The organism is Paenisporosarcina sp. P4_B8, from assembly GCF_056402175.1.
On the sequence record NZ_JBFUHX010000026.1, the window covers coordinates 1 to 22,414 of the forward strand.

Annotated in this window: 23 protein-coding genes and 12 tRNA genes; 27 read left to right on the forward strand and 8 right to left on the reverse strand. The window is 39.6% G+C overall.

Annotation, left to right across the window (positions count from 1 at the left end; translation table 11 throughout):
* The 12 genes from AC1DSK_RS16200 (at nucleotide 1) to AC1DSK_RS16255 (ending at nucleotide 1,207) form a co-directional block, all read left to right on the forward strand.
* A tRNA-Met gene (locus tag AC1DSK_RS16200) sits at nucleotides 1-77 on the forward strand.
* A 3-nt stretch (nucleotides 78-80) separates the two neighbouring features.
* Nucleotides 81-156, forward strand: a tRNA-Asp gene (locus AC1DSK_RS16205).
* Nucleotides 157-299: 143 nt separating this feature from the next.
* Nucleotides 300-375: transfer RNA gene (locus AC1DSK_RS16210), tRNA-Phe, on the forward strand.
* Between the two features lie 14 nt (nucleotides 376-389).
* Nucleotides 390-465 (forward strand) — tRNA-Thr (locus AC1DSK_RS16215).
* A 9-nt stretch (nucleotides 466-474) separates the two neighbouring features.
* Nucleotides 475-558, forward strand: a tRNA-Tyr gene (locus AC1DSK_RS16220).
* A 5-nt stretch (nucleotides 559-563) separates the two neighbouring features.
* Nucleotides 564-637: transfer RNA gene (locus tag AC1DSK_RS16225), tRNA-Trp, on the forward strand.
* A 16-nt stretch (nucleotides 638-653) separates the two neighbouring features.
* Nucleotides 654-729: transfer RNA gene (locus AC1DSK_RS16230), tRNA-His, on the forward strand.
* Nucleotides 730-771: 42 nt separating this feature from the next.
* Nucleotides 772-847 (forward strand) — tRNA-His (locus tag AC1DSK_RS16235).
* A gap of 9 nt (nucleotides 848-856) precedes the next feature.
* Nucleotides 857-928: transfer RNA gene (locus tag AC1DSK_RS16240), tRNA-Gln, on the forward strand.
* Nucleotides 929-935: 7 nt separating this feature from the next.
* Nucleotides 936-1,010: transfer RNA gene (locus AC1DSK_RS16245), tRNA-Gly, on the forward strand.
* 9 nt (nucleotides 1,011-1,019) lie between these two features.
* Nucleotides 1,020-1,093: transfer RNA gene (locus AC1DSK_RS16250), tRNA-Cys, on the forward strand.
* A 33-nt stretch (nucleotides 1,094-1,126) separates the two neighbouring features.
* Nucleotides 1,127-1,207 (forward strand) — tRNA-Leu (locus tag AC1DSK_RS16255).
* An 84-nt stretch (nucleotides 1,208-1,291) separates the two neighbouring features.
* On the opposite strand, the gene AC1DSK_RS16260 is transcribed toward AC1DSK_RS16255, so the two are convergent.
* Together AC1DSK_RS16260 and AC1DSK_RS16265 are read right to left on the reverse strand one after the other, a co-directional pair.
* A complete protein-coding gene (locus AC1DSK_RS16260) occupies nucleotides 1,292-1,495 on the reverse strand; it encodes a hypothetical protein (RefSeq protein WP_342543037.1) in 204 nt (67 codons plus the stop codon).
* A 258-nt stretch (nucleotides 1,496-1,753) separates the two neighbouring features.
* The gene (locus tag AC1DSK_RS16265) at nucleotides 1,754-2,584 is read right to left on the reverse strand and encodes a CPBP family glutamic-type intramembrane protease (protein WP_477547649.1); all 831 of its coding nucleotides are present in this window, start codon (nucleotides 2,582-2,584) and stop codon (nucleotides 1,754-1,756) included.
* Nucleotides 2,585-2,711: 127 nt separating this feature from the next.
* On the opposite strand from AC1DSK_RS16265, the gene AC1DSK_RS16270 reads away from it, so the two are divergent.
* The gene (locus AC1DSK_RS16270; protein WP_477547650.1) at nucleotides 2,712-3,050 is read left to right on the forward strand and encodes a DUF5658 family protein; all 339 of its coding nucleotides are present in this window, start codon (nucleotides 2,712-2,714) and stop codon (nucleotides 3,048-3,050) included.
* A gap of 176 nt (nucleotides 3,051-3,226) precedes the next feature.
* Here AC1DSK_RS16270 and AC1DSK_RS16275 read toward each other — a convergent pair whose 3' ends face one another.
* Entirely contained in the window at nucleotides 3,227-3,928 is a 702-nt protein-coding gene (locus AC1DSK_RS16275; RefSeq protein ID WP_477547651.1) for a B3/B4 domain-containing protein, read from the reverse strand.
* A gap of 54 nt (nucleotides 3,929-3,982) precedes the next feature.
* On the opposite strand from AC1DSK_RS16275, the gene queG reads away from it, so the two are divergent.
* From queG to AC1DSK_RS16290, 3 genes are all read left to right on the forward strand, one after another.
* Nucleotides 3,983-5,119: a tRNA epoxyqueuosine(34) reductase QueG gene (queG, locus tag AC1DSK_RS16280; RefSeq protein WP_477547652.1), complete on the forward strand. Its 1,137-nt coding sequence runs from the start codon at nucleotides 3,983-3,985 to the stop codon at nucleotides 5,117-5,119.
* Nucleotides 5,120-5,132: 13 nt separating this feature from the next.
* Nucleotides 5,133-5,606, forward strand: coding sequence for a tRNA (uridine(34)/cytosine(34)/5-carboxymethylaminomethyluridine(34)-2'-O)-methyltransferase TrmL (gene trmL, locus AC1DSK_RS16285; RefSeq protein WP_477547786.1), 474 nt, complete (start codon nucleotides 5,133-5,135; stop codon nucleotides 5,604-5,606).
* Nucleotides 5,607-5,912: 306 nt separating this feature from the next.
* Nucleotides 5,913-6,095, forward strand: coding sequence for a hypothetical protein (locus AC1DSK_RS16290; protein ID WP_016429211.1), 183 nt, complete (start codon nucleotides 5,913-5,915; stop codon nucleotides 6,093-6,095).
* A 27-nt stretch (nucleotides 6,096-6,122) separates the two neighbouring features.
* Here AC1DSK_RS16290 and AC1DSK_RS16295 read toward each other — a convergent pair whose 3' ends face one another.
* The gene (locus AC1DSK_RS16295; RefSeq protein WP_477547653.1) at nucleotides 6,123-7,427 is read right to left on the reverse strand and encodes an NCS2 family permease; all 1,305 of its coding nucleotides are present in this window, start codon (nucleotides 7,425-7,427) and stop codon (nucleotides 6,123-6,125) included.
* A 172-nt stretch (nucleotides 7,428-7,599) separates the two neighbouring features.
* Between AC1DSK_RS16295 and AC1DSK_RS16300 the strand changes: the two genes are divergently transcribed.
* Complete coding sequence (locus AC1DSK_RS16300; RefSeq protein WP_477547654.1) at nucleotides 7,600-8,436, forward strand: aldo/keto reductase; 837 nt, start codon at nucleotides 7,600-7,602, stop codon at nucleotides 8,434-8,436.
* Nucleotides 8,437-8,677: 241 nt separating this feature from the next.
* Here AC1DSK_RS16300 and AC1DSK_RS16305 read toward each other — a convergent pair whose 3' ends face one another.
* From AC1DSK_RS16305 to AC1DSK_RS16315, 3 genes are read right to left on the reverse strand one after another with little or no spacing between them, the layout of a single operon-like run.
* The gene (locus tag AC1DSK_RS16305; protein ID WP_477547655.1) at nucleotides 8,678-9,523 is read right to left on the reverse strand and encodes an RluA family pseudouridine synthase; all 846 of its coding nucleotides are present in this window, start codon (nucleotides 9,521-9,523) and stop codon (nucleotides 8,678-8,680) included.
* Nucleotides 9,524-9,576: 53 nt separating this feature from the next.
* Nucleotides 9,577-10,047, reverse strand: coding sequence for a thioredoxin family protein (locus AC1DSK_RS16310; RefSeq protein ID WP_477547656.1), 471 nt, complete (start codon nucleotides 10,045-10,047; stop codon nucleotides 9,577-9,579).
* Between the two features lies 1 nt (nucleotide 10,048).
* Nucleotides 10,049-10,474, reverse strand: a complete 426-nt coding sequence (locus AC1DSK_RS16315; protein WP_477547657.1) for a disulfide oxidoreductase — start codon at nucleotides 10,472-10,474, stop codon at nucleotides 10,049-10,051.
* A 133-nt stretch (nucleotides 10,475-10,607) separates the two neighbouring features.
* Here AC1DSK_RS16315 and AC1DSK_RS16320 point away from each other — a divergent pair, with 133 nt between their 5' ends.
* The 6 genes from AC1DSK_RS16320 (at nucleotide 10,608) to AC1DSK_RS16345 (ending at nucleotide 17,380) form a co-directional block, all read left to right on the forward strand.
* Nucleotides 10,608-12,155: a carbon-nitrogen hydrolase family protein gene (locus tag AC1DSK_RS16320; protein ID WP_016429205.1), complete on the forward strand. Its 1,548-nt coding sequence runs from the start codon at nucleotides 10,608-10,610 to the stop codon at nucleotides 12,153-12,155.
* Nucleotides 12,156-12,250: 95 nt separating this feature from the next.
* Complete coding sequence (locus tag AC1DSK_RS16325) at nucleotides 12,251-13,984, forward strand: phospho-sugar mutase (RefSeq protein ID WP_477547658.1); 1,734 nt, start codon at nucleotides 12,251-12,253, stop codon at nucleotides 13,982-13,984.
* A gap of 60 nt (nucleotides 13,985-14,044) precedes the next feature.
* Nucleotides 14,045-14,953 (forward strand): DNA-3-methyladenine glycosylase family protein, encoded by a 909-nt coding sequence (locus tag AC1DSK_RS16330; protein ID WP_477547659.1) that lies wholly within the window; start codon nucleotides 14,045-14,047, stop codon nucleotides 14,951-14,953.
* 96 nt (nucleotides 14,954-15,049) lie between these two features.
* Complete coding sequence (locus tag AC1DSK_RS16335) at nucleotides 15,050-16,165, forward strand: GAF domain-containing sensor histidine kinase (protein ID WP_477547660.1); 1,116 nt, start codon at nucleotides 15,050-15,052, stop codon at nucleotides 16,163-16,165.
* Nucleotides 16,166-16,177: 12 nt separating this feature from the next.
* The gene (locus AC1DSK_RS16340; RefSeq protein ID WP_016429201.1) at nucleotides 16,178-16,825 is read left to right on the forward strand and encodes a response regulator; all 648 of its coding nucleotides are present in this window, start codon (nucleotides 16,178-16,180) and stop codon (nucleotides 16,823-16,825) included.
* A 15-nt stretch (nucleotides 16,826-16,840) separates the two neighbouring features.
* Nucleotides 16,841-17,380: an NADPH-dependent FMN reductase gene (locus tag AC1DSK_RS16345; RefSeq protein ID WP_477547661.1), complete on the forward strand. Its 540-nt coding sequence runs from the start codon at nucleotides 16,841-16,843 to the stop codon at nucleotides 17,378-17,380.
* 218 nt (nucleotides 17,381-17,598) lie between these two features.
* Here AC1DSK_RS16345 and rsgA read toward each other — a convergent pair whose 3' ends face one another.
* Nucleotides 17,599-18,693, reverse strand: a complete 1,095-nt coding sequence (rsgA, locus tag AC1DSK_RS16350; protein ID WP_477547787.1) for a ribosome small subunit-dependent GTPase A — start codon at nucleotides 18,691-18,693, stop codon at nucleotides 17,599-17,601.
* A gap of 415 nt (nucleotides 18,694-19,108) precedes the next feature.
* Between rsgA and AC1DSK_RS16355 the strand changes: the two genes are divergently transcribed.
* From AC1DSK_RS16355 to AC1DSK_RS16370, 4 genes are all read left to right on the forward strand, one after another.
* Entirely contained in the window at nucleotides 19,109-19,267 is a 159-nt protein-coding gene (locus tag AC1DSK_RS16355) for a hypothetical protein (RefSeq protein WP_477547662.1), read from the forward strand.
* Between the two features lie 361 nt (nucleotides 19,268-19,628).
* Nucleotides 19,629-20,525, forward strand: coding sequence for a permease (locus AC1DSK_RS16360; RefSeq protein WP_477547663.1), 897 nt, complete (start codon nucleotides 19,629-19,631; stop codon nucleotides 20,523-20,525).
* Nucleotides 20,526-20,538: 13 nt separating this feature from the next.
* Nucleotides 20,539-21,378 (forward strand): TIGR03943 family putative permease subunit, encoded by an 840-nt coding sequence (locus AC1DSK_RS16365; protein ID WP_477547664.1) that lies wholly within the window; start codon nucleotides 20,539-20,541, stop codon nucleotides 21,376-21,378.
* A gap of 348 nt (nucleotides 21,379-21,726) precedes the next feature.
* Nucleotides 21,727-22,380: a hypothetical protein gene (locus AC1DSK_RS16370; RefSeq protein ID WP_477547665.1), complete on the forward strand. Its 654-nt coding sequence runs from the start codon at nucleotides 21,727-21,729 to the stop codon at nucleotides 22,378-22,380.
* Nucleotides 22,381-22,414: the final 34 nt, after the last annotated feature.

A 22,414-nucleotide genomic window follows, 5' to 3' on the forward strand; every position in this document is an offset into this window, starting at 1 on the left:
CGCGGGGTGGAGCAGCACGGTAGCTCGTTGGGCTCATAACCCAAAGGTCGCAGGTTCAAATCCTGCCCCCGCAACCAAATGGTCCCGTGGTGTAGCGGTTAACATGCCTGCCTGTCACGCAGGAGATCGCGGGTTCGATTCCCGTCGGGACCGCCATTTTTTATGAAGTGTTAAGAATTGGAATAAGCAAAGAAGGTCTAGGAAGCAAAATGAGTAAGTGAAGGAGCGTACTAACGTACGTGACTGAACGAACGAATGAAGCTGACAACGAGATTCGAAGCTTAGTACAATTCGAATGTGGCTCAGTAGCTCAGTCGGTAGAGCAAAGGACTGAAAATCCTTGTGTCGGCGGTTCGATTCCGTCCTGAGCCACCATTATATTTTTTCCCGCCGGTGTAGCTCAGTTGGTAGAGCAACTGACTTGTAATCAGTAGGTCGAGGGTTCGACTCCTTTCGCCGGCACCATCTTCAATTGGAGGGGTAGTGAAGTGGCTAAACACGACGGACTGTAAATCCGTTCCTTCGGGTTCGGCGGTTCGAATCCGCCCCCCTCCACCAACTTTAGGGGCATAGTTTAAAGGTAGAACTGAGGTCTCCAAAACCTCCAGTGTGGGTTCAATTCCTACTGCCCCTGCCAATTTTATATTATAGTGGCGGTTGTGGCGAAGTGGTTAACGCATCGGATTGTGATTCCGACATTCGAGGGTTCAATTCCCTTCAGTCGCCCCATTTTTAACAAATTTACTTAAAAAAGCATATACTAACATTGTGGCGGGCGTGGCGAAGTGGTTAACGCATCGGATTGTGATTCCGACATTCGGGGGTTCAATTCCCCTCGTTCGCCCCATCTTATTAGTGGGGTATAGCCAAGCGGTAAGGCAACGGATTTTGATTCCGTCACGCCCTGGTTCGAATCCAGGTACCCCAGTATTTTTGCGGAAGTAGTTCAGTGGTAGAACACCACCTTGCCAAGGTGGGGGTCGCGAGTTCGAACCTCGTCTTCCGCTCCAACATGATTTGGCGGCATAGCCAAGTGGTAAGGCACAGGTCTGCAACACCTTTATCACCGGTTCAAATCCGGTTGCCGCCTCCATATATACTTTCATATGTCTGCATGTATTGATTTGCCCGAGTGGTGGAATGGCAGACACGCCGCACTCAAAATGCGGTGCCGCAAGGCGTGCCAGTTCGAGTCTGGCCTCGGGTATCATTAAAAAAGCAGTATCTACTTATGTAGATACTGCTTTTTTAATTTTATATAAATAATAGGGAATACTGAAAGTACAACGGTTTACCTCTGATCGTTCTTTTTATCATTATTGACGGGGTGATTGGCCGCCTTTTTCGTATTTGTTTTTGCTGCTTTGTTTTGACCTATAATATCTAAATCATCTGGACTTAAATCGTATCCATGGCCAAATTCTTCACGATCAAATCTTGCCTTCTTCAAGTTTTTATTTTCTTTTTGTTTGATATTGCCTTTATCTGTAGTCAAAGAAACTCACCTCCATTTCCTGTTAGGATGTTCTGAAAGCCCCAGTTTATTCAAATCCATCATATTGATTAGTTACAAAAAAAACGCCTAAGCAAAATGCTTAAGCGTTTTATGCGAGAAAAATAACATGGCTTATCAACCCAAGCCCCGCACTATTGAGTATTATCTTTAGTTCGCTACATAAACGATGTAAAATATGCCAATTGAGCGAACCGAAGCCTAAGTTTATTAAATGGTATTACACACGCGTATCTTGTATTAAGGAGTTATTGGATTTTGACTTTCCTTGAATTCGGATTGGGTTGTAAATAACTCTTCTGTAAAGGAAGGTTGAACAAACCAAGTTCTGCCCAAGTATACAATCAGAAATAACAGATGTGCGAATAAAGATGAAAGCCATGGAGATAAGAAAAAATTGGACTCCACTGCTTTAAATTGAATGATTCCCTCCCCGAGGTTCCCAGATACTCCATAAAACAGTCCATATGCAATATTTAATCCAGCGTGCAATCCTGTATTTGCCCAAATTGAATGGGTCCTGTAAAAGGCATAAGCCAAGCTGATACCCAGGCAGGCTGAAAAAATAAAGTTATTTAACGTCAATCCTTCTATCCAAATATCGTCAAGCGTATAAAGGATTACCGATATTACAATCAGCATTCCAAATGACACACGCTTGTGAAAATGGTGAAAAACCAGTCCTCTAACAATCATATCGCTGATTAAAGATCCTACGCCGAATCCTGCACAGATTATTAAAAGCACAATCAAGCCATCAGAGATTGATTTTGTACCAGTTACGATATATTCCTCTAATATCATTCGGACTCCAAATAATAAACTCCAACCAATAAAACCAATTAATAATCCGATGCCTAGGTTCTTTTGCCAACCTTTAAAGAAAATCAAGCCATAGCTTTCAAATCCTTTACCAAAGAATTTCTTGGCCAGGAGGTATGCCACCGGAAAGAAGCTAAGCAGATGCAGGAATCTGACAATATCATTCATTGGAATCAGCAAGGGTACAAAATAGAAATAAAATGAAAGCATGGTGTATGAAGTTACAAATGAAAGTATCTTGATTTTCAAATAGGTCATTTCTCCAGTCTGTTTTTCTAATATAAATGATCCAATAAATGCACTGTGAAATCCTTTATTAGATGGACGAGTTTCTGGTGAAGGAGATATATAAAGATATGATTAAGTCGCTACTCACATGACCACATTGAATATATCAAATAAGGATAAAGGTGATAAAATGGTTGGCTGGGCTTGGCTGTTAGTTGTATTAAATAGTTTGGATGGAATTGCCACATATGTCGGAATCACGATGTTGATTATCTCCGAAGCTAATCCACTATTAATAAAGTTAGACCCGTTTACTATTCTCATAATTAAACTGTTTTTAAGCACCCTTTTTGCAGTATTTATTTTAAAATATCCATTCCAACAGTTTGGTAAAAGTTTTAAATACGTATTGAGTTTTGCCAATGCCTGTTATCTAAGTGTTTTCTTATTTCACATTTTTTGGATTGGCATGAGCATTATGTCTTAAAAACATGCGATAGTCAGATGATAGCAATGACAAATGTAAAATTAGCCGTTGTTTATTACAAGAAAGAGAAATTCCAACTTTCAGATCAACTTATGCTGGTTTAGAAACGATCATTAGGGAACAGAACAAAAACGAATAGAAAAAACCGCTTCGATTGAAGCGGTTTTTCTATGCAATCATGATATAGTTGGCAAGTTAGCCTGAACCTGCTCTTTAGATAAAATTACGGATGAAAAATTTCCTCCGTTAACTTGTGTAAACATTTTCCCAGCCGCAGTTACTAGCTGCTCTGCAGCCTCAATCGACATGGAAGGCTTTAAAAAGAAAAATTGTAAAGCGTCAACGGTTTGTTCACTAACAGCGGTGCGGAGTGAATCGACAAAAGGGCTGCCAAATGGACCTATGGTATCTTGGATGGTAAGCATGCCCTGTAGATTATTTTCACGTCCATTGATTCCGGTATATGTAGTGTCAGATACTCCTAGTTTTATGTGAATATCACTTTCTACATGAGATAAATCATAAAGACCAACAGGGATTTCGTATTGCAAGGAAAAGAAGTTATTTAAATCCACACCACTGTTTAAAGGCTGTAAATAGTTTTGATTACGAATTCGACGCATCATGGCCTCCATGGAGGGGCGATAACGACCGGGATCGGCTCCAAACTTTTTCCAAAGAGCCCGCCATTCTTTAATTCCTTCATAATCAGTCAATTCATTATCTTGTAAGTCAAAAAATAAGTGTTCTTGAAATAATTGCATGCGTCCTTTTAACATTTGGGGCGATTCTGAGATGACAAATTTGGTATAATGGTTAATGCCTATTTTAATAAATTCGTCGATTTGAAAAATGGACGATTCTATAGAAGCTTTCATGCTTTCACCTACAATTCGTTTTTCAATAGTTTATCACAAGGAGGGAGAAGTTTTATGAATGTCAATCAATTTCAACAAGAACTAATAACTTATGCACATTCCATTGGCATCGATAAAATCGGCTTTGCTTCTTCCGATCCTTTTCGTGAGTTGAAGAATCGATTGAAACGCCAGCAGGAACTGGGGTACCAATCAGGCTTTGAAGAGCCTGACCTTGAAAAAAGAACAGTTCCATCGCTTTTATTGAACGAAGCAGAGAGTATTATTTCAATCGCCATTGCCTATCCATCCCGCATGGAAAATGCACCGCAAGGGAAGAAAGGTGAGCGACGGGGTATTTTTGCCAGAGCCTCTTGGGGAATGGACTATCATACAGTGTTAAGGGACCGTTTAGCTAAATTGGAGCTGTTTATAGCGGAACATATTGAAGACGCTAAAACACGCTCTATGGTGGACACAGGAGAGTTGTCTGATCGGGCTGTTGCCGAACGTGCGGGAATCGGATGGAGCGCTAAAAATTGTTCGGTTATTACGCCCGAATTTGGATCCTATGTTTATTTGGGAGAGATTATTACGAACATTCCCTTCGCACCTGATACACCAATGGAAGATGAATGTGGAGATTGTCGATTGTGTTTGGACGTTTGCCCGACTGGTGCGTTGATTGAAGGTGGTCAGCTCAATGCGCAACGATGTATTGCTTTTTTGACTCAGACCAAAACATTTTTGCCAGATGAGTTCCGAACCAAAATCGGAAACCGCATCTATGGATGTGATACTTGCCAAACGGTTTGTCCGAAAAACAAAGGTAAATTCAATATGCATCAAATTGATTTTCAGCCTGACCCTGAAATTGCAAAGCCGTTGCTATTACCATTGTTGAAAATGAGCAACAAGGAATTCAAAACTAAATTCGGCCATGTGTCTGGTTCCTGGAGAGGTAAGAAACCCATCCAAAGGAATGCAATTTTAGCACTGGCACATTTTAAAGAAGAAAGTGCCATTCCGAATTTGATTGACTTACTCCAATCTGATGAACGACCGGTGATTCGTGGCACAGCTGCATGGGCCATAGGTAAGATTGGTACATCTGAAGGAATGGAAGCTTTGCAAAAAGCATTAACAGTAGAGAAAGATCCAGAAGTGATTAAAGAAATTCTCAAAGGGATATCCTTTGAAACCAAACATTGAGGAAGTGACGGAAATGGCTATACATGTGGTACTTTATCAACCACTTATCCCAGCAAATACAGGTAACATTGCACGTACGTGTGCAGGGACGGATACGAAATTACATTTAATACGACCATTAGGGTTTTCAACCGACGATAAAATGCTAAAACGTGCAGGGCTCGATTACTGGGAGCATGTTGATATTCACTATTATGACGCTTTAGACGAGTTATTTGCCAAATATCCTGAAGGGGAGTTTTTCTTCCTTACGAAGCATGGGTCTAAACCACATACTACATATAACTATAGCGAGATTGAGAAAGATTTCTTTTTCGTCTTCGGAAAAGAAACGTCTGGTTTGCCTCGTGAATTGATTGATGCAAATCAAGACCGTTGCCTACGTATTCCTATGAATGATAATGTACGCTCATTAAATTTGTCTAATACAGCTGCTATTTTAATTTATGAAGCACTGCGTCAACAAGATTATCCGAATTTAGATTAAAAAAACGGGATTGCTAATTATAGCAATCCCGTTTTACATGATTATTTCTTTTCAGATGCACCTGGTTTGTCATCGTACCCTGCCGTGAAGATCGCAGCAAGGAATGCAACAGTAACACCAAGAATAAGTAGTAAGCTCATTTTTGTTGCCTCCTTTTGAGAGTATTACAATATCATACCTAAGTATAGCTTACTTCATTTCAAAAAGAAATATTCTCCTCGATACAAATATGGCGAAATTCGTTCAATGCAAATGTTGCTTTCTCTGTAAGGTTCTTATACGATAGCAAAAAGGAGCTGAGCGAACATGTCGAAAAAAGAACGAGATCCTGAGAATGGTTCAATGGCTTCATCGATGGAAGAGATGAAACAGCTTGGCCGTCAAATGGAAAAAATGCGTGATGAACATGAATTAAAAAAAGATCATCGAGTTTCCGATCCTGCACAATCGGATGAAGCTGAACCGATTCATAAACGAAAAAACGACTGAAGTCAAAAGGCTCCAGTCGTTTTTATATTAATGAGGCAAGAATAGTAACTGATACAGGAACAGAGCAGCGAAGATATATAGTAACGGATGTACTTTTCGTGCCTGGCCTTTAAAGATTTTCAATAATGGATAAAGGATGAATCCGAGTTCAATACCCGTGGCAATACTTGATGTCAGTGGCATTGTTAAAATAATTATGAAAGCAGGGAATGCCTCGTCGAAAGAATCCCAATCGATATGCTTCACTGCACTGATCATCAAACTACCGACAATAATCAAAGCTGGTGCAGTAATGGCAGCTACACTTGATAGTGAAGAAACTAGTGGTCCAAAGAAAGCTGCAATGATGAATAATACTGCGACCGTAACGGAAGTTAAACCTGTACGACCACCTACAGCTACACCTGAAGATGACTCGATGTAAGCAGATGTAGGACTAGTACCAAACATTGCTCCAACAGTCGTCGCAACTGAATCTGCAAGCAAAGCTTGTCTTGCACGTGGCATTGTATTGCCTTTCATTAAACCAGCTTGTTTCGCAACACCAATCATCGTACCTGTAGTATCAAATAAAGTAACGAGTAAGAAAGAAATAACGATACCGAACATGCCATATTGGTATACATCGATAAATGCTACAATAGGATCCCATACAATGATGCCTTCTGGCAAAGAAGGGAGTTTCATTAATGTTGACTCAAACTTCAATTGACCTGTAAAGAAAGCAACAATACCTGTAGCGATCATTCCGTAGAATAATGCGCCGTAAACATTCATGACCATCAATATCAACGTGATGAGCAATCCGAACAATGTCAGCAATACTGGTTCACTTGTTAAATCGCCAAGCTTCACCAAGTTTTGGGGATGAGCTTCAACCAAATGAGATAGTCGCAGGCCAATAAAAGCGATAAACAAGCCGATACCAGCGGTAATACCATGTTTTAAATTTTCAGGGATAATTTCGATTAATTTTTTACGTAAAGGTGTTAAAGATAAAAGGATAAATAATAGTCCGGAAATAAATACTGCTGAAAATGCAGTGATGTAATTAATTTCCCCATTGGAGGAAATAACGACGGTGTAAGTGAAAAATGCATTTAAACCCATACCTGGTGCAATGGCGATAGGATAGTTTGCAAATAACCCCATCCATAAAGTACCTACAACTGCTGAAATAATAGTTGCTAGAAAGACTTGATCAAAAGGTACGCCAGCATCTGCCAAGATGACCGGATTGACGATTACGATATAAACCATCGTCAAAAATGTCGTCATACCTGCGAGGATTTCAGTTTTTACATTAGTATTATGCTCTTTTAAGCGAAACATAGTGTGTCTCCTTTCAAAAGACGAACGAAATAACCAACATTCCATATAATATTCGCTTTTAGAGGAATGTGCAATAGTTTTTGATGAAAAAATCATCTCACTCGTAAAATTTAGATTCAATTTGTACAATAGATGTATGAAGGAAGAACAAGGAATGGAAAGGATGAAGAACATGACTTTAACAATACAATCCACCAAAACATTACATAACGGGATTGAGATTCCACGTCTGGGTCTAGGCGTTTATAAAATGACAAATCCCGAAGAAGCAGTGAAGGCGATGACTACGGCTCTTCAAGTAGGCTATCGTGCAATCGATACTGCTTCTTTATATGCCAATGAAAAAGAGGTCGGCGAATCGGTTCGGGCATCTGGTTTAAAACGTGAAGATGTATTTGTTACAACCAAAGTGTGGAACGCCGATCAAGGGTATGATCAGACATTGCGTGCTTTTGAAGCGTCGCTTGAAAAATTGGGTTTCGATTATTTGGATCTGTATTTAACACACTGGCCGGTTAAAGAAACGTTCGTAGACACATATCGTGCGATCGAACGTCTGTATGATGAAAAATTGATTCGTGCGACAGGAGTATCCAATCACCAACAGCATCACTTAGAAGAAATTTTTGCGAAAGCTAATGTCAAACCAATGGTTAATCAAATCGAGTTAAGTCCACGTCTTACTCAGTATGACCTAAGAACGTTTTGTGCAGACAACCAAATCGCTGTGACATCCTGGTCCCCATTGGCACGTGGCGGTCTGCTGGACGAGCCATCACTTGTAAGAATGGGGAATAAATATGGAAAGACGTCAGCTCAAATCATCATCCGTTGGCATTTGCAACATGACCTGATAGTGATTCCGAAATCGGTAACACCAGAACGCATTGCAGCCAATGCCGATGTGTTTGATTTTGAGTTGTCATTTGAAGATATGAAAAATATTGATTCATTGAATTTGAACGAACGCACTGGGGCAGATCCAGATAATTTTTCTTTTAATTTCTAATACAAAGGCTCTGTTAAACGATAATATTATTATCGTTCATATGTGCTAGCCGCAAATGCTCTTCTTTATTTGTTATTTAATCTCTACAGCATTCTATAATAAAGCCAATACAAAAAGAGATTCCATGAGTCATTGATGACTTAGGAATCTCTTTTGTTTTTACATATTTATTTTGGCTTTCGCATTCTTTGTCTATACAGTTGTTTCATTCGGTTACTTTCTTGAAACTGCGAGAGGTGAGTTATTTATAGTCCTCGACCACAATCATTTCTTTCGTAATCGGGTGAACAAATTGTAGTTTTTTCGCTTGCAGTGAATAATTGTCCGCTCTTGTTCTTGAACCATATAATCTGTCACCAGTAACGGGGTGGCCGATAGAGCTTAAGTGAACACGGATTTGATGCGTGCGTCCAGTTTCCAAAATCACGTGTACTTTTGTGAAATTAGAATCTTGTCCCACAACTTCAAAGTGAGTGATAGCTGTTTGACCTGATGGAGAGACTGTTCGACGGGTTGAATCATGGCGATCCTTACCAATCGGTGTGCGAATCGTTCCATTTTTTTGAGTCATGTAGCCATCAACTATCGCTTCGTAGACACGAATGATTTGTTTGTCTTCAAGCATGCGATCCAACATGGATTTAATAAGAGGATGTTTGGCAATCAATACTAAACCTTTCGTGCCTTGGTCGAGACGATGGACATGCTCTGCATAAACGCCACCTTGTTTTTTAATATAGGCCATGACATGGTTCATGCAAGTGCCTGTCTGGCCAGGCTCATTTGGATGTGTTGCCATATCGGCAGGCTTTGAAACGACCAGAATATGTGCATCTTCAAAAAGAATCGGGACTTCACAATTTTGTGTCGCTACATAAGAAGAAGGCTCCACGTTCACCTTGAAAGTAAGTTTTGTTCCTTTTGGGTAATGATGTTGCCATACCATAGGTTCTCCATTTTCATTTACGATACTTTTGGCCATACGCATTTCATGCATGATTTTCTTGCCAATATGAAAATCGTCGCGCAGAAGTTGTTCGATGGTAATATTGTCTGTTTGCAGCTCATATTCAAATGTTTTAATCATTTACAGTCCTCCTAAAAAGAGACCATGTACGAGGACATGGTCTACGGTATCTTCTATTTTAATACAAATTCATTGAAAAAGGTTTCTATTTGTTCTTTTGGTTGACTGCCGACCATACGTGCAACTTCTTTTCCATCTTCAAAATGAATCATAGTTGGGGTTGCTTCTATCTTATAATCTTCCCAGCCTTGGTCAAATTCATAAATATTGTATTGCACTAAGTCAACGTCCATATCTTCTACGATTGGCATTAATACAGGAGTCATTGCTTTACAATGAACACAAATCGGGCTGAAGAAATAAGCAGTTACGGGTTCACCGCTTTCTACTTTTGCTTGTAAGTCATCAGGTAGAATGATATTTTGATAGTTTTCGTCGTCCAGTTGATCAATAGTTTCTTGTTTTAAGTCGTTGGTACCGTAAGGATTGTCCGCTAATTTATTTTTGTTTGATGTATTGTTCAGGACAATCAATAAAGCAAATAAGGCAACTATGATTCCGCCAATAATTAATAACTTCTTCATTCTACTTTTCCTCCTTTAAAGCTCTCAATAACATGAAACTTGTAATTGCGATAAGAATAAACGCAGTCAGCGCCAAAAATGGAATCGTGATGAATCCAAAGATGTTGATATATTCACCTGTGCAAGACACACGTCCACAGGAAGGTGCGTTTTCTGATAAAAAACTGACTTTTTGTAAACCATAATGATATAACGAAATCGCTCCACCAATAATGGAGAACGTAGCAGTCGTTACAGCAATGCGTGCATTTTTCTGCACGTAGGCGATACCTAGAATTAAGACGAGTGGATACATGAAAATGCGTTGAATCCAACATAACTCACACGGTTCATAATGCCTTATTTCTGAGAAAAATAAGGACCCCATTGTTGCTGCTAAAGAAACGACCCACATAAACAATAACATATTCTCTGATTTTTTCGACATGTTCTAATCTCCAATTCTGAGGGTAAACTCTTATCAAATTATAATTCTAAGCTTCAAATATGTAAAATATTTTCAACGCAGTCTGCAGTCCTATATAATGAAGTATGAAGCTTTTGTGAAGGAGACGATCTACATGTCAGAGCAATTCGATTTATCCCAATTTGAAATGAAAATGGTCATCAGACAGACGAACATGGATGATATAGAACCTATTTTAGCGATGCAAAAGCTTTGCTTCCCAGGAATGGACCCTTGGAAAGTTGACCAACTACGCAGTCATTTAACTATTTTTCCAGAAGGCCAGATGGTCGCAGAACTGGATGGACATATTATCGGCTCATGTTCGAGTTTAATTATCAACTTTGATGAATATGATGACCGCCATTCGTGGTCAGATGTCACGGATGACGGCTATATAACGAATCACAATCCAGAAGGTTACAATATGTATGGCATCGAAGTAATGGTGCATCCAGAATATCGACGCATGAAAGTAGGACAGCGTTTATACGAGGCACGCAAAGAAATTGCCCGTCAATTTAATCTGAAATCCATTATTATTGGTGGACGTATTCCAAATTACCATAAACATTCAGACGAGATGTTGCCACGTGAGTATGTGGATGCTGTGTCTCGACATAAAATTTATGACCCAGTATTGACCTTCCAAATCATGAACGGTTTCACCCTTATGCGTATTAATCCGAACTACTTACCGGACGATACCGCTTCAGGCAAGTATGCGACTTTGATGGAATGGAACAATGTTGACTATAAACCAATGTCAAAACGTCATTTCAAAACGAGTTACCCGGTACGAATCTGTGTCGTTCAGTACATGATGCGTGCTATTGAATCATTTGATGACCTGGCAAATCAATGCGAGTACTTTGTTGATGTGGCATCCGATGCGCATTCTGATTTCGTGGTATTCCCGGAGATTTTCACTACTCAGTTAATGTCATTTTTAAATGAACCTTCACCGAGTCGTGCTATTCGTCGATTGACTGAATTCACACCACAATATATCGAACTCTTTACCGATTTGGCAGTTCGCTACAACGTCAATATCATTGGCGGTTCACATTTCGTAAAAGAAGAAGACGATGAGATTTACAACATCGCCTACTTATTCCGTCGCGATGGTTCGATTGAAAAACAATACAAGATTCACATCACACCAAACGAACGAAAATGGTGGGGAATCAGTGCAGGCGATTCAGTCCGCGTCTTTGACACCGATTGCGGAAAAATCGCCATCCAAATTTGTTATGATATTGAGTTCCCTGAACTTGCACGTATAGCAACGGATATGGGTGCCAATATTATATTCGCACCTTTCTGTACAGAAGATCGACAAGGTTATTTACGCGTGAAATATTGTGCACAAGCCCGCGCGGTAGAAAATCAAATTTACACGGTTATTTCTGGTACTGTCGGTAACTTGCCACAAACCGAAAATATGGACATTCAATATGCACAGTCTGGTATATATGCGCCGTCTGATTTTGAATTTGCCCGTGACGGGATAGTTGGAGAAACGAACCCGAACTTGGAAATGGTGTTAATCGGAGACGTAGATTTAGAAATTTTACGTCGCCAACGACAAGATGGTACGGTCAAACAATTAAAAGACCGTCGCCATGACGTGTATCGTATCGAATATAAAAAAGGACAATGAGATATAGAAAAGCTAAAGTGCCAGTTACTAGACTGGCACATGAAGCCTAAGCATTTCTCATCTGCTTAATCAATGTTTTTAATGGGGGAATAGATTTGAGTTATCAACGAACTGCCGAAAAGTGGCTTACCTTTGAGAAATTGGAGCCTGAATTGAAAGAACAGCTTTCAGCAATCGCCCAAGATGAAAAGCGACTGGAAGATGCATTTTACAAAGACTTGGAATTTGGCACTGGCGGGATGCGCGGTGAAATTGGTGCGGGTACGAACCGCATGAATACATACACTGTCCGTAAAGCTTCCCAAGGGGTTGCGGATTACGTAAAAGCAGCTGGCACAGAAGCGATGAAAAAAGGAATTGTCATCGCCTATGACTGTCGCAGGAAGTCTCCAGAATTTGCAATGGAAGCTGCAAGTACTTTTGCCAAAAATGGCATTCAAGCCTATTTATATGAAGAGCCAAGAACTACGCCACAATTATCGTTCAGTGTAAGGGAACTGGATGCTTTTATGGGGATTGTGGTAACTGCAAGTCATAATCCTCCTGAGTATAACGGCTACAAAGTTTATGGGAAAGACGGGGCCCAGTTAAATCTGGCAGATGCCGAGGCTGTGATTTCATTTGTTCAGCAGGTAGGCGATGAGTTGGCAGTAGAAGCTGGTAACATTGAACACGCTAAAGAAAATGGATTGATTCAAATGGTTGGTTGTGAGCTTGATGAGACCTATCTTGAAAATGTCGAATCCATTCAACATCATCAAGACCTGATAGGTAAAAATGATTTAGCTGTTGTATTTTCACCTCTTCACGGGGCATCAGGGTCAACTATACGCAATTTGATGAACCGAGCGGGTTACGAAAACTTTACATTTGTAGAGGAGCAAATGAAGCCAGATGGTGAATTCCCTACACTAAAGTCACCGAACCCGGAAGAAGCCAGTGCTTTTGAATTGGCGATGGCTCAAGGTAAAACAACCGGGGCTGATTTATTAATTACAGCTGATCCGGATGGAGACCGTGTGGGTGTGGCAGTGCAACAAGGCGACAGCTATGTTTTATTGACTGGGAATCAGACTGGTGCCATCTTAATTGAGTATTTATTAACGCAATTAAAAGAAGCAGGAAATATGCCAGCCAATGGACGGGTGTTCAAAACCATTGTGACTTCCGATCTCGGACGAGTAATAGCAGAATTCCATGGTTCATCAACAGAAGATGTACTGACCGGATTCAAATTCATTGGGGAGAAAATTCAGCAATACAATGAAACAAATGAATACACATTCCTGTTTGGTTACGAGGAAAGCTATGGCTATTTGATAAAACCATTTGCACGTGACAAAGATGCGATTCAAACTGTCTTAGCGATAACAGAAGCGGCCGCTTTCTACAAAATGCAAGGTAAGTCATTGCTTGACGTCCTCCACGATTTGTTTGGAAGACATGGCTACTATTTTGAAGGATTACTATCCGTGACGAAAAAGGGAGCAGATGGTGCACGTGAAATCAAAAGTCTGTTAACCAGTTTACGAACTCAACCTTTGAAAGAAGTTGCAGGCATTGCGATTTCATCACAAGAAGATTACTTGACGCAAACACGCAGCTTTGTTGACGGTCGCAAAGACGAGACACTTACACTGCCACAAGCCGATGTATTGAAATATTTCCTGTCAGATGGATCATGGGTTTGTGTAAGACCAAGTGGAACTGAACCAAAAATCAAGTACTATATTGGTGTGACAAGTCCTACTGAAGCTGAAAGCAAGGAAAAACTTGAACGAATAAAAACACAATTCACTGCTGACATGGATAAGCGTTTCGGTCAGTAATTGGAGACCCTATTAGCAAAAAGCTAATAGGGTTTTGTTGATAAGGGGGATAAAAAGTGAATGTGGAAACACCAAGATAACGAATTGAGAAAATCTATACAGGACATTAATTGGGACGATTTGCTGTTGTACTTAGGACGCAATAACAGAGAACTATTGCACCGTGTGGATTTCGAAAAGCAATCCGTAGTAAAAGCGATTCGAATTGATAATGAAATCTTATTAATTGAAGTATCTTACAACCATAACGAACTTGTCATAGCTTTCCCACAATTGAGTACGATTAGTGACCTTGCTATCACCGCAGCGACTGCGTACGTAGAAGTGTGGTTTGATTTATCTCGTGATTTACGCCCATTTTATACATTAGCTGAAAACGATGCGATATTAGCTGGAGTTGTCTCGGCATATAAAGGGCTCAGGATAGTTGGTGTAGAAGATCTATTTGAAGCGCTTTGTTGGTCGATTATGGGGCAGCAAATAAGTTTGCACGTTGCGTATGCGTTAAAACAAAAGCTCGTCACAACATATGGTGAATCTATCGAATATAAAGATGAAAAGTATTGGTTGTTCCCCACACCTGAGAGACTTGCTTCATTGCAAGTTGAGGATTTGCGCAGCCTTTCCTTCACGCAGCGAAAAGCAGAATATGTCATGGGTGTTGCTGGGCTCATAGCAACCAAACAATTAACAAAGGAACAGTTTGTTGGAATGTCATTAACGGAAATGGAAGCCAGGTTAACAGCCATTCGAGGTATAGGTAAATGGTCGGCAAACTATGTCATCATGCGATGTTTCAGGCATCCGGATGCTTTTCCAATAGCTGATGTCGGTCTACATAATGCATTGAAAAAAGTGCACAACGAATCACAAAAACCGACTTTAGAAGAGATCGAAAGATGGTCCGTAAATTGGGCTGGTTGGCGCGCTTATGCCACGTTTTATTTATGGAGAACTCTTCAGGAGTAAGCATTTCAGTCAAAAGTATGAATCTGTCTTCATGCGAATGCATGAAATCGAATGGTATGATAAGAAGTACAATGATGGTATGACGGAGGCGACTGTATGCAATCAAATGGACATTCAAATATCGGTTTACTGAAAGAGATTGCCGAGTTATTAAATGAAGAAACCGAAATGACAACGATGCTGCAGGGCGCATTACGAAAATTTTTAGCTGGCACACAGTTTGAAACAGGATGGATATTCTTCATTGATACAAAAGGAAAGCATCAATTAATTGCACATGAAAATTTACCAAATGCACTGGAACATGATAGTTGTCGTCATCTTCAAAAAGGCGGCTGCTGGTGTGTTTCCAAGTATCGCAATGGTGAACTCAAGAAAGCGACGAATATGATAGAATGTCAGCGGATAGAGAATGCCATCGATGCAAAATTAGGTGATCACGGAGGCATTACACATCACGCAACCGTTCCGCTTCAATCAGGTCAGGAAAGATTTGGTCTGTTGAATGTAGCATCCCCCCATACGATTGGATTTACGAATGACGAATTAGCGTTGCTCGAATCGGTTGCCTTGCAAATGGGTTCAGCCATCAAACGAATCGTCTTAACGAAGCAAGAACAGGAAATGGCATTAGTTCAGGAACGCAACCGATTAGCCCGTGATTTACACGATTCAGTGAACCAGCTTTTGTTTTCCGTTACGTTGACTGCGCGAGGTGGAAGCGAAATGGCGGAGCAGACAGAGGTGAAAGAAACGTTTCGTGAAATTCAACATTTAACGCAGGAAGCTTTGACAGAAATGCGTGCACTTATTTGGCAATTACGTCCAAAGGGTCTTGAAACCGGCTTGGTTGAAGGGATAAAAGGCTATGCAGAAATGCTTGGTTTGTCCTTGAAAGTGAATGTAACCGGGGTTATTAACTTGCCATCACGCATAGAAGAAACTTTGTTTCGTATAGCACAAGAAGGATTAAATAATGTCCGTAAACATGCAGGTGTGCAGGAAGCTGAATTATTCATCACGGTGACACCTTCCGATATGTTACTCGTTTTGAAAGATGAAGGATGCGGATTTCAATTGGATACAAATGTACGAATTCCTTCCATCGGTTTACAGAGTATGCGCGACCGTGCCCAGGCTGCTGGTGGATCCGTAGATTGGGTAAGTGAAATTGAAAAAGGAACGGAACTGTTAATCCGTTTGCCATATTAAGGAGGGATCTGCATGATACGAGTGCTGATTGCGGATGATCATCATGTTGTTCGCCGCGGTTTATTATTTTTCTTGAAAACGCAAAAAGACATGGATGTGGTGGGAGAAGCGACCAATGGGAAGGAAGCTGTTGAATTGACAGCAAGTCTCAGACCCGATATTGTATTAATGGATTTAGTTATGCCAATAATGGATGGGATTCAAGCAACGAAAAAAATCAAAGAACAGTACCCGCAAACAGAAGTGCTGATGCTTACGAGCTTTTCAGATCGTGATCATGTCATTCCTGCTATTGAAGCGGGAGCTGCAGGCTATCAACTAAAAGATATTGAACCTGACGATTTAGTGGAATCCATCCGCAAACTGATGCGTGGGGAAAATACGTTGCATCCGCTTGCCACCTCGGAACTGATGAAGGTCCGGGAACCGCAAATTGATCCACCACACAAGTTGTATCCTTTGACACCAAGAGAGCAAGATGTTTTATCTGAGCTTACAAAAGGGAAAAGCAATAGAGAAATCGCTTCCTCATTGTTTGTCACGGAAAAAACAGTCAAAACCCACATATCCAATATTTTTTCAAAACTACACGTCCAAGACCGCACACAAGCTGCACTTTATGCAGTAAAGCATGGACTAACTGAACCGAGCGGACTGTAAAAGGAGAGAATGAACATGAAAATTTTAGTCATAAGTGGAGGACCACGTAAACATGGTCGTACCGCAATTGCAGCTCGATTTATCGAACGTACTTATGGATTCCATACAATGGATTTAAGCGTAATGGAAATGCCAATGTACACAGGAGAAGAAGAGCAAGCAAATGAGTCTATTGTAAAATCTTTACGTCAAGCAGTGCTAGAAGCTGATGCTGTATTGTTGTTATCACCTGAATATCACAGTGCCATGAGTGGAGCGCTGAAAAATGCATTGGACTTCCTAGGCAGTACACAGTTTCTACATAAACCAGTCGGCTTACTTGCCATCGCTGGTGGAGGAAAAGGTGGCATCAATTGCTTGAATAATATGCGTACAGTGATGCGAGGCGTTTATGCCAATGCAATTCCACGCCAGTTGGTGCTTGATCCGAGTACATTTGATTATGACCGAGATGGTCTAGTAAAAGAAGCGGCTGAACAAGTCGATGGCTTAATCGAGGAATTGAAAATGTACGCACGGATCGGGAATGAAATGAAATCGCAAAGTTTGATTTAAAAAGTTGAGAACTGACCTGTTATGGTTGGTTCTCAACTTTTTGTTTTGGTATAGGATTGATCAGTTAAATGTTGTATTTAGATGTATTATTAGTGGAGTTAGTTGTTAATTATTGGGTGATTAAATCAAACTAACGGTGATGCCGATTAAATAGATATAGACTGAGAAATGCCTAATCAAACAAAAAGCCAACCCATGAAATAGGTTGGCCATTTTTGTTATCTTTTTTTAGTAGGTTTTTTCCGCATATCTTTCGTAATTTGTTTCCATTTCCCACGCTCTGCTTTTTGGGCAGCGGCATCCGCTTTTCGTTCCATGTAAGCAAGCTCACGTTTTAGTTTTTCATAACTTGCATATCGTTCTTGTGTCAGGGAGCCATTATTCAACGCTTCCTGCACACCACATCCAGGTTGGCCATTATGTTGGCAATCTGTAAAGCGGCATGTTCTCGCAAATTGCTCTACGTCCTTAAAGCCAGTATCTAAACTTTCACTGTTATCCCACATTTGGAATTCACGCATACCAGGAGTGTCAATCAACAGACCGCCTTCAGGCATTCGGAACAATTCTCGATGAGTTGTCGTATGGCGTCCTTTATCATCATCTTCTCGAATGTCCTGGACGTCCATGACAGTCTCGCCGCATAGTGCATTAGTTAAAGAAGATTTTCCTACACCTGATGAGCCTAGCAGCGCAGCAGTTTTGCCGTCTTTCAATAAGTCCTGAAGTTCGTCAATGCCTTCTCCGGTAACACTGCTGACGACATGTATCGGTACACCAAATGCCACCGTTTCAGCTTGATCCACATAAGAATGTGGATCATCACAGACATCTTTTTTCGTTAAAACGATTACAGGGTTTGCGCCTGAGTCCCAAGCTGCAACCAAATATCGTTCTAATCGACGAAGGTTGAAATCCAAGTTCAACGACATGACTAGAAAGACGATATCTACATTAACGGCTACAATTTGTTCCACCGTTGTACCACCCGCTACTTTTCGTGAAAATATAGAAGTTCGTGGCAGTATGTTTCGAATTATACCTTTTTCTTCACCTGGCATTTTTTCAACCGCTACCCAATCACCGACAGCCGGATAGTCCCGGCGTTCATGTGCCTGGTGTTTGAAGCTTCCGGAAAGGGAAGCTAGCCATTCTCCTTCATCTGTTACCACTCTGTACATATGTTTATGTTCAAGCAATACGCGTCCAATAACGCAAGTTTGCAACTTTTCATTCGAGGATTGGTCTTGCCATTTCGTTTCTAAAGACTCGTTCCATCCGTAATTTTTAATTGTTTTCAATGTGTTATTCATTTTCAATGTGTGTTCCTCCTGATTTGTGTATAAGAAAATTGGAATGCGCCATATGCGCTTCAGTCCATTTACATTTTCTTGGGAAATAAAAAAACCGTGGCTGCGAAAGGCAGTCACGGTTCATACACATCACAAAAGAAACGTTCTACTTGTTAGAAAGCATACGTGTGATGAGATACCTGGAACATGCCAATTCRCAATTTTACGTTCTCAATTAAATTTGCCATAATACCTCACCTGCTTTCGATTTAATAAAGTAACCATAACAAAATCATATTCATCATGTCAATACTATATGTGAGAAATTTTACCCAATTCTGAAAAAAAGGAAAGCAATGTTTATATTCCTGTATCGGAGGGGTATCTAATTTATAAGTTAAATGAACAAAAAACATACAAAATTGGAGGAATTAACATGATGGCGAATTCAATTGCTGGACAAAAATGGTGGGAAATTGGTGCTGCAGCTTTCCTGACAGTAGGTTTACTAGGGGCATGTGGTGACGGAGACGATGAAGATAACATTGATGAAGATGTTGACAATGAAATCCAAGAAGAACAAGATTCTGAATAAGACTTCAAAAAAAACTGCCGATATGGCGGTTTTTTTATGGATTAAAATTAATATGGTTTGGTTTTTTTATAAAAAATATTACATACACTTGAACATTTTAGAATGGAGTTAGTTACATGCCGAGGGGAAAACGATATATGTAAATTTTGGTAACTGTTATATATTGAAACCGAATTGCACCGATTACGTCTACTTCTAGGTGTCTTTTTTAAAGAATTATTATTGCTAGGATATTCTTTTACTTTAAAGGAACAAATTTTTGTTTTTAAATTCTCGGTTTAAAGTTTCATGATGTACACGAACAATCTATGATACTATTTTGTATTGTAAATATAAGCTTTCTAGCTAGTGGGGTTGTCATATGTTTTCTCAATCATTTTTACAATTAAATACTATCTTTATCAGCATATTAATAGAATCCATACCTTTTGTGCTGATTGGTGTTTTTATTTCAGGATTCCTTCAAATGTTTGTATCGGAAGAAATGATTGCACGAGTTATCCCGAAGAATCGATTTTTGGCCGTCCTCTATGCAACTGTTTTGGGTGCCTTCTTTCCTGCCTGTGAGTGTGGCATTGTGCCGATTGTTCGCAGACTTCTCTTAAAAGGGGTCCCTTTGCATGCAGGAATTGCTTTTATGTTAACCGGACCAATCATCAATCCTATTGTTTTATTTTCCACTTACATTGCTTTCGGAAATCAATGGGACATGGTGTTATACCGCAGTGGACTTGCTTTTATTGTCGCAATGACAGTTGGTATTATTTTGTCCTATCAATTTAAGGGGAATCAACTGTTAGAAAAGGGGAAGATGAATACTCATCATCATCATCATCATCATCATCATTCTAAGGGACAGTCGTTTAAAAGCAAATTTGCGGATATGCTTCGACATGCAGTGGATGAATTCTTTTCTGTCGGTAAGTATTTAATTTTGGGCGCATTTATTGCAGCAACAATGCAAACCTACTTGAAAACTTCTACATTGCTGGACATCGGTCAAACCGACGTTACTTCATCTATTGTCATGATGGTTCTTGCTTTTGTCATGTCGCTTTGTTCAGAAGCAGATGCATTTATTGCTTCTTCATTCAGTAGTACTTTTTCAGTCGGATCTATCGTGGCATTTCTTGTATTTGGTCCAATGGTAGACATTAAAAATACTCTTATGATGCTCAGTGTTTTCAATAAACGTTTTATCTTTATCTTAATTGGCTATATTGCCCTATTTGTTTTAGTCGGTTCACTATTGATATGAAGGAGGGAAAGTCTTGGTAAGGACGTATATTTTACTCGTTTTCACTTTCTTCTTTGCACATTTACATGCTTCAGGAAATATTACGAAATACATTAACATGAAGTATTCCTATCTGTCCTATAGCGCAATTTTCATTTTCGCCATTTTAACAATTGTCCAAGCATATACAGATATCAAACAGTCAAAAGATGAACCTGATGAATCTTGTTGTGATGGAAATCATAGCCATGAAAAAACGAAGCCTTTTTATCAGAGATGGTTCATTTATGGGATTTTTATATTTCCTTTACTAACTGGCTTTTTTCTGCCGATTGCAACGCTGGACTCTACAATTGTTAAATCGAAAGGATTTACGTTCAAGGCAATGGAAACAACCGATGAATATGCTGTCACTCAGTACTTGAAACCGGATACCAGTATTTATTATGGCAAGGAAGGCTACGATGAATTAATGGATATTGAAAAAAATAAATATCTATCCAAAAGCAGCGTAATCCTTAAAGATACAAACTATCTTAAAGGATTGGAAACAATCTATAATTATCCTGGGGATTTTCTTGGGAAGACAATTGAATTTGATGGTTTTACATTTAAAGGGGAGACTGTGAACAAAAACCAGCTTTTCGTCCTGCGATTTGGTATTATTCATTGTATTGCAGATTCGGGTGTATATGGAATGTTAGTTGAATTTCCTGAGAATATGAATATCGAAGATGACCAATGGATCCATGTCAAGGGAACCCTCTCTTCAGTCTATTACCAACCATTTAAATCCACCATCCCAGTGTTGCTTGTAGAAGAATGGGAAAATACCAAAGAACCCAAAGAACCATATGTTTATCGTTCATATTAAATTTCATCGAAAGTGAAAGTCTAAAATCCATAGGCAAGAAAAAAAGGCGTCGCAGACTAACTGGTTCTGTTATGAAGTACAAAATCGCAAAATGTCAATAAAAATGTATAACTAAAAGCATCGCAATTGGTACAAATCTGTTATAAGATTTGTATCAAAAAGCGGTGCTTTTTCTATTTCAGTTAATTGACTTGAGAATAGCAATACTAATTTTATAAAAAGGGAGCCTGGAGGGTTTGAATAAATAAGTAAAAGATAGAAAAATGGAACTTTTCAGTTTTTATAACGTATTACAATTAACAAAAGATAATAATTTTAACGTAACGCAAATCATCAGGGGGGATTAGTATGTATGATAAACAAATCAAAAAAATTGGAGGCATCTTATTTTTGGTTAGCTCGTGTTTTCTGTTTGCCGCCTGTTCGGAAGAAATTCCTGAACAGCAAAAAGAAGTGGTTGTTTCATTAGAAGATAAAAATAAAGAAGCAGTCCAGGCTGTTCTTGAATCGGAATTTACAATTCCTAATGAAGAATATGTGCGTATTGTTAAAAATATTGATAAGAAAATGACTGAAATAGGCAGTAGGACACCCGAAGCTAACGAGGTAAATGGAGACGTAGAGTCTGGGGTTTCAGATGAATGGCGTGCCTACGAGGAATTAGTTAAAAAAACATATGGACCTTACTTTACTGACCATCTATATGAATACCTTATTTCTAATGTTATTGCTTTTCGTTATCACTATGGATATTTAAGCTTTGACGAAAAAGTTCGGTATGAAATGAAAGTTAGTGATATACAAGTAATTAAAAGTGAGAATAAAAACACACCAAAGAGTTACGATTTCACTGTCCAGGTCGAATACAAAAATAATGCAGGTGAAGTTTCACAACACGAAGTAAAAGGTACGGCAATTCTTTCTGAACCAGGAAAAATTGGGAAGTTTGAAATTCGGGATGAAGATGGTTTGGGAGAGAAAGTATCAGTGGATCGACAATAACAACAAAACATTGTGATTTTGCACTGTCTTCGGA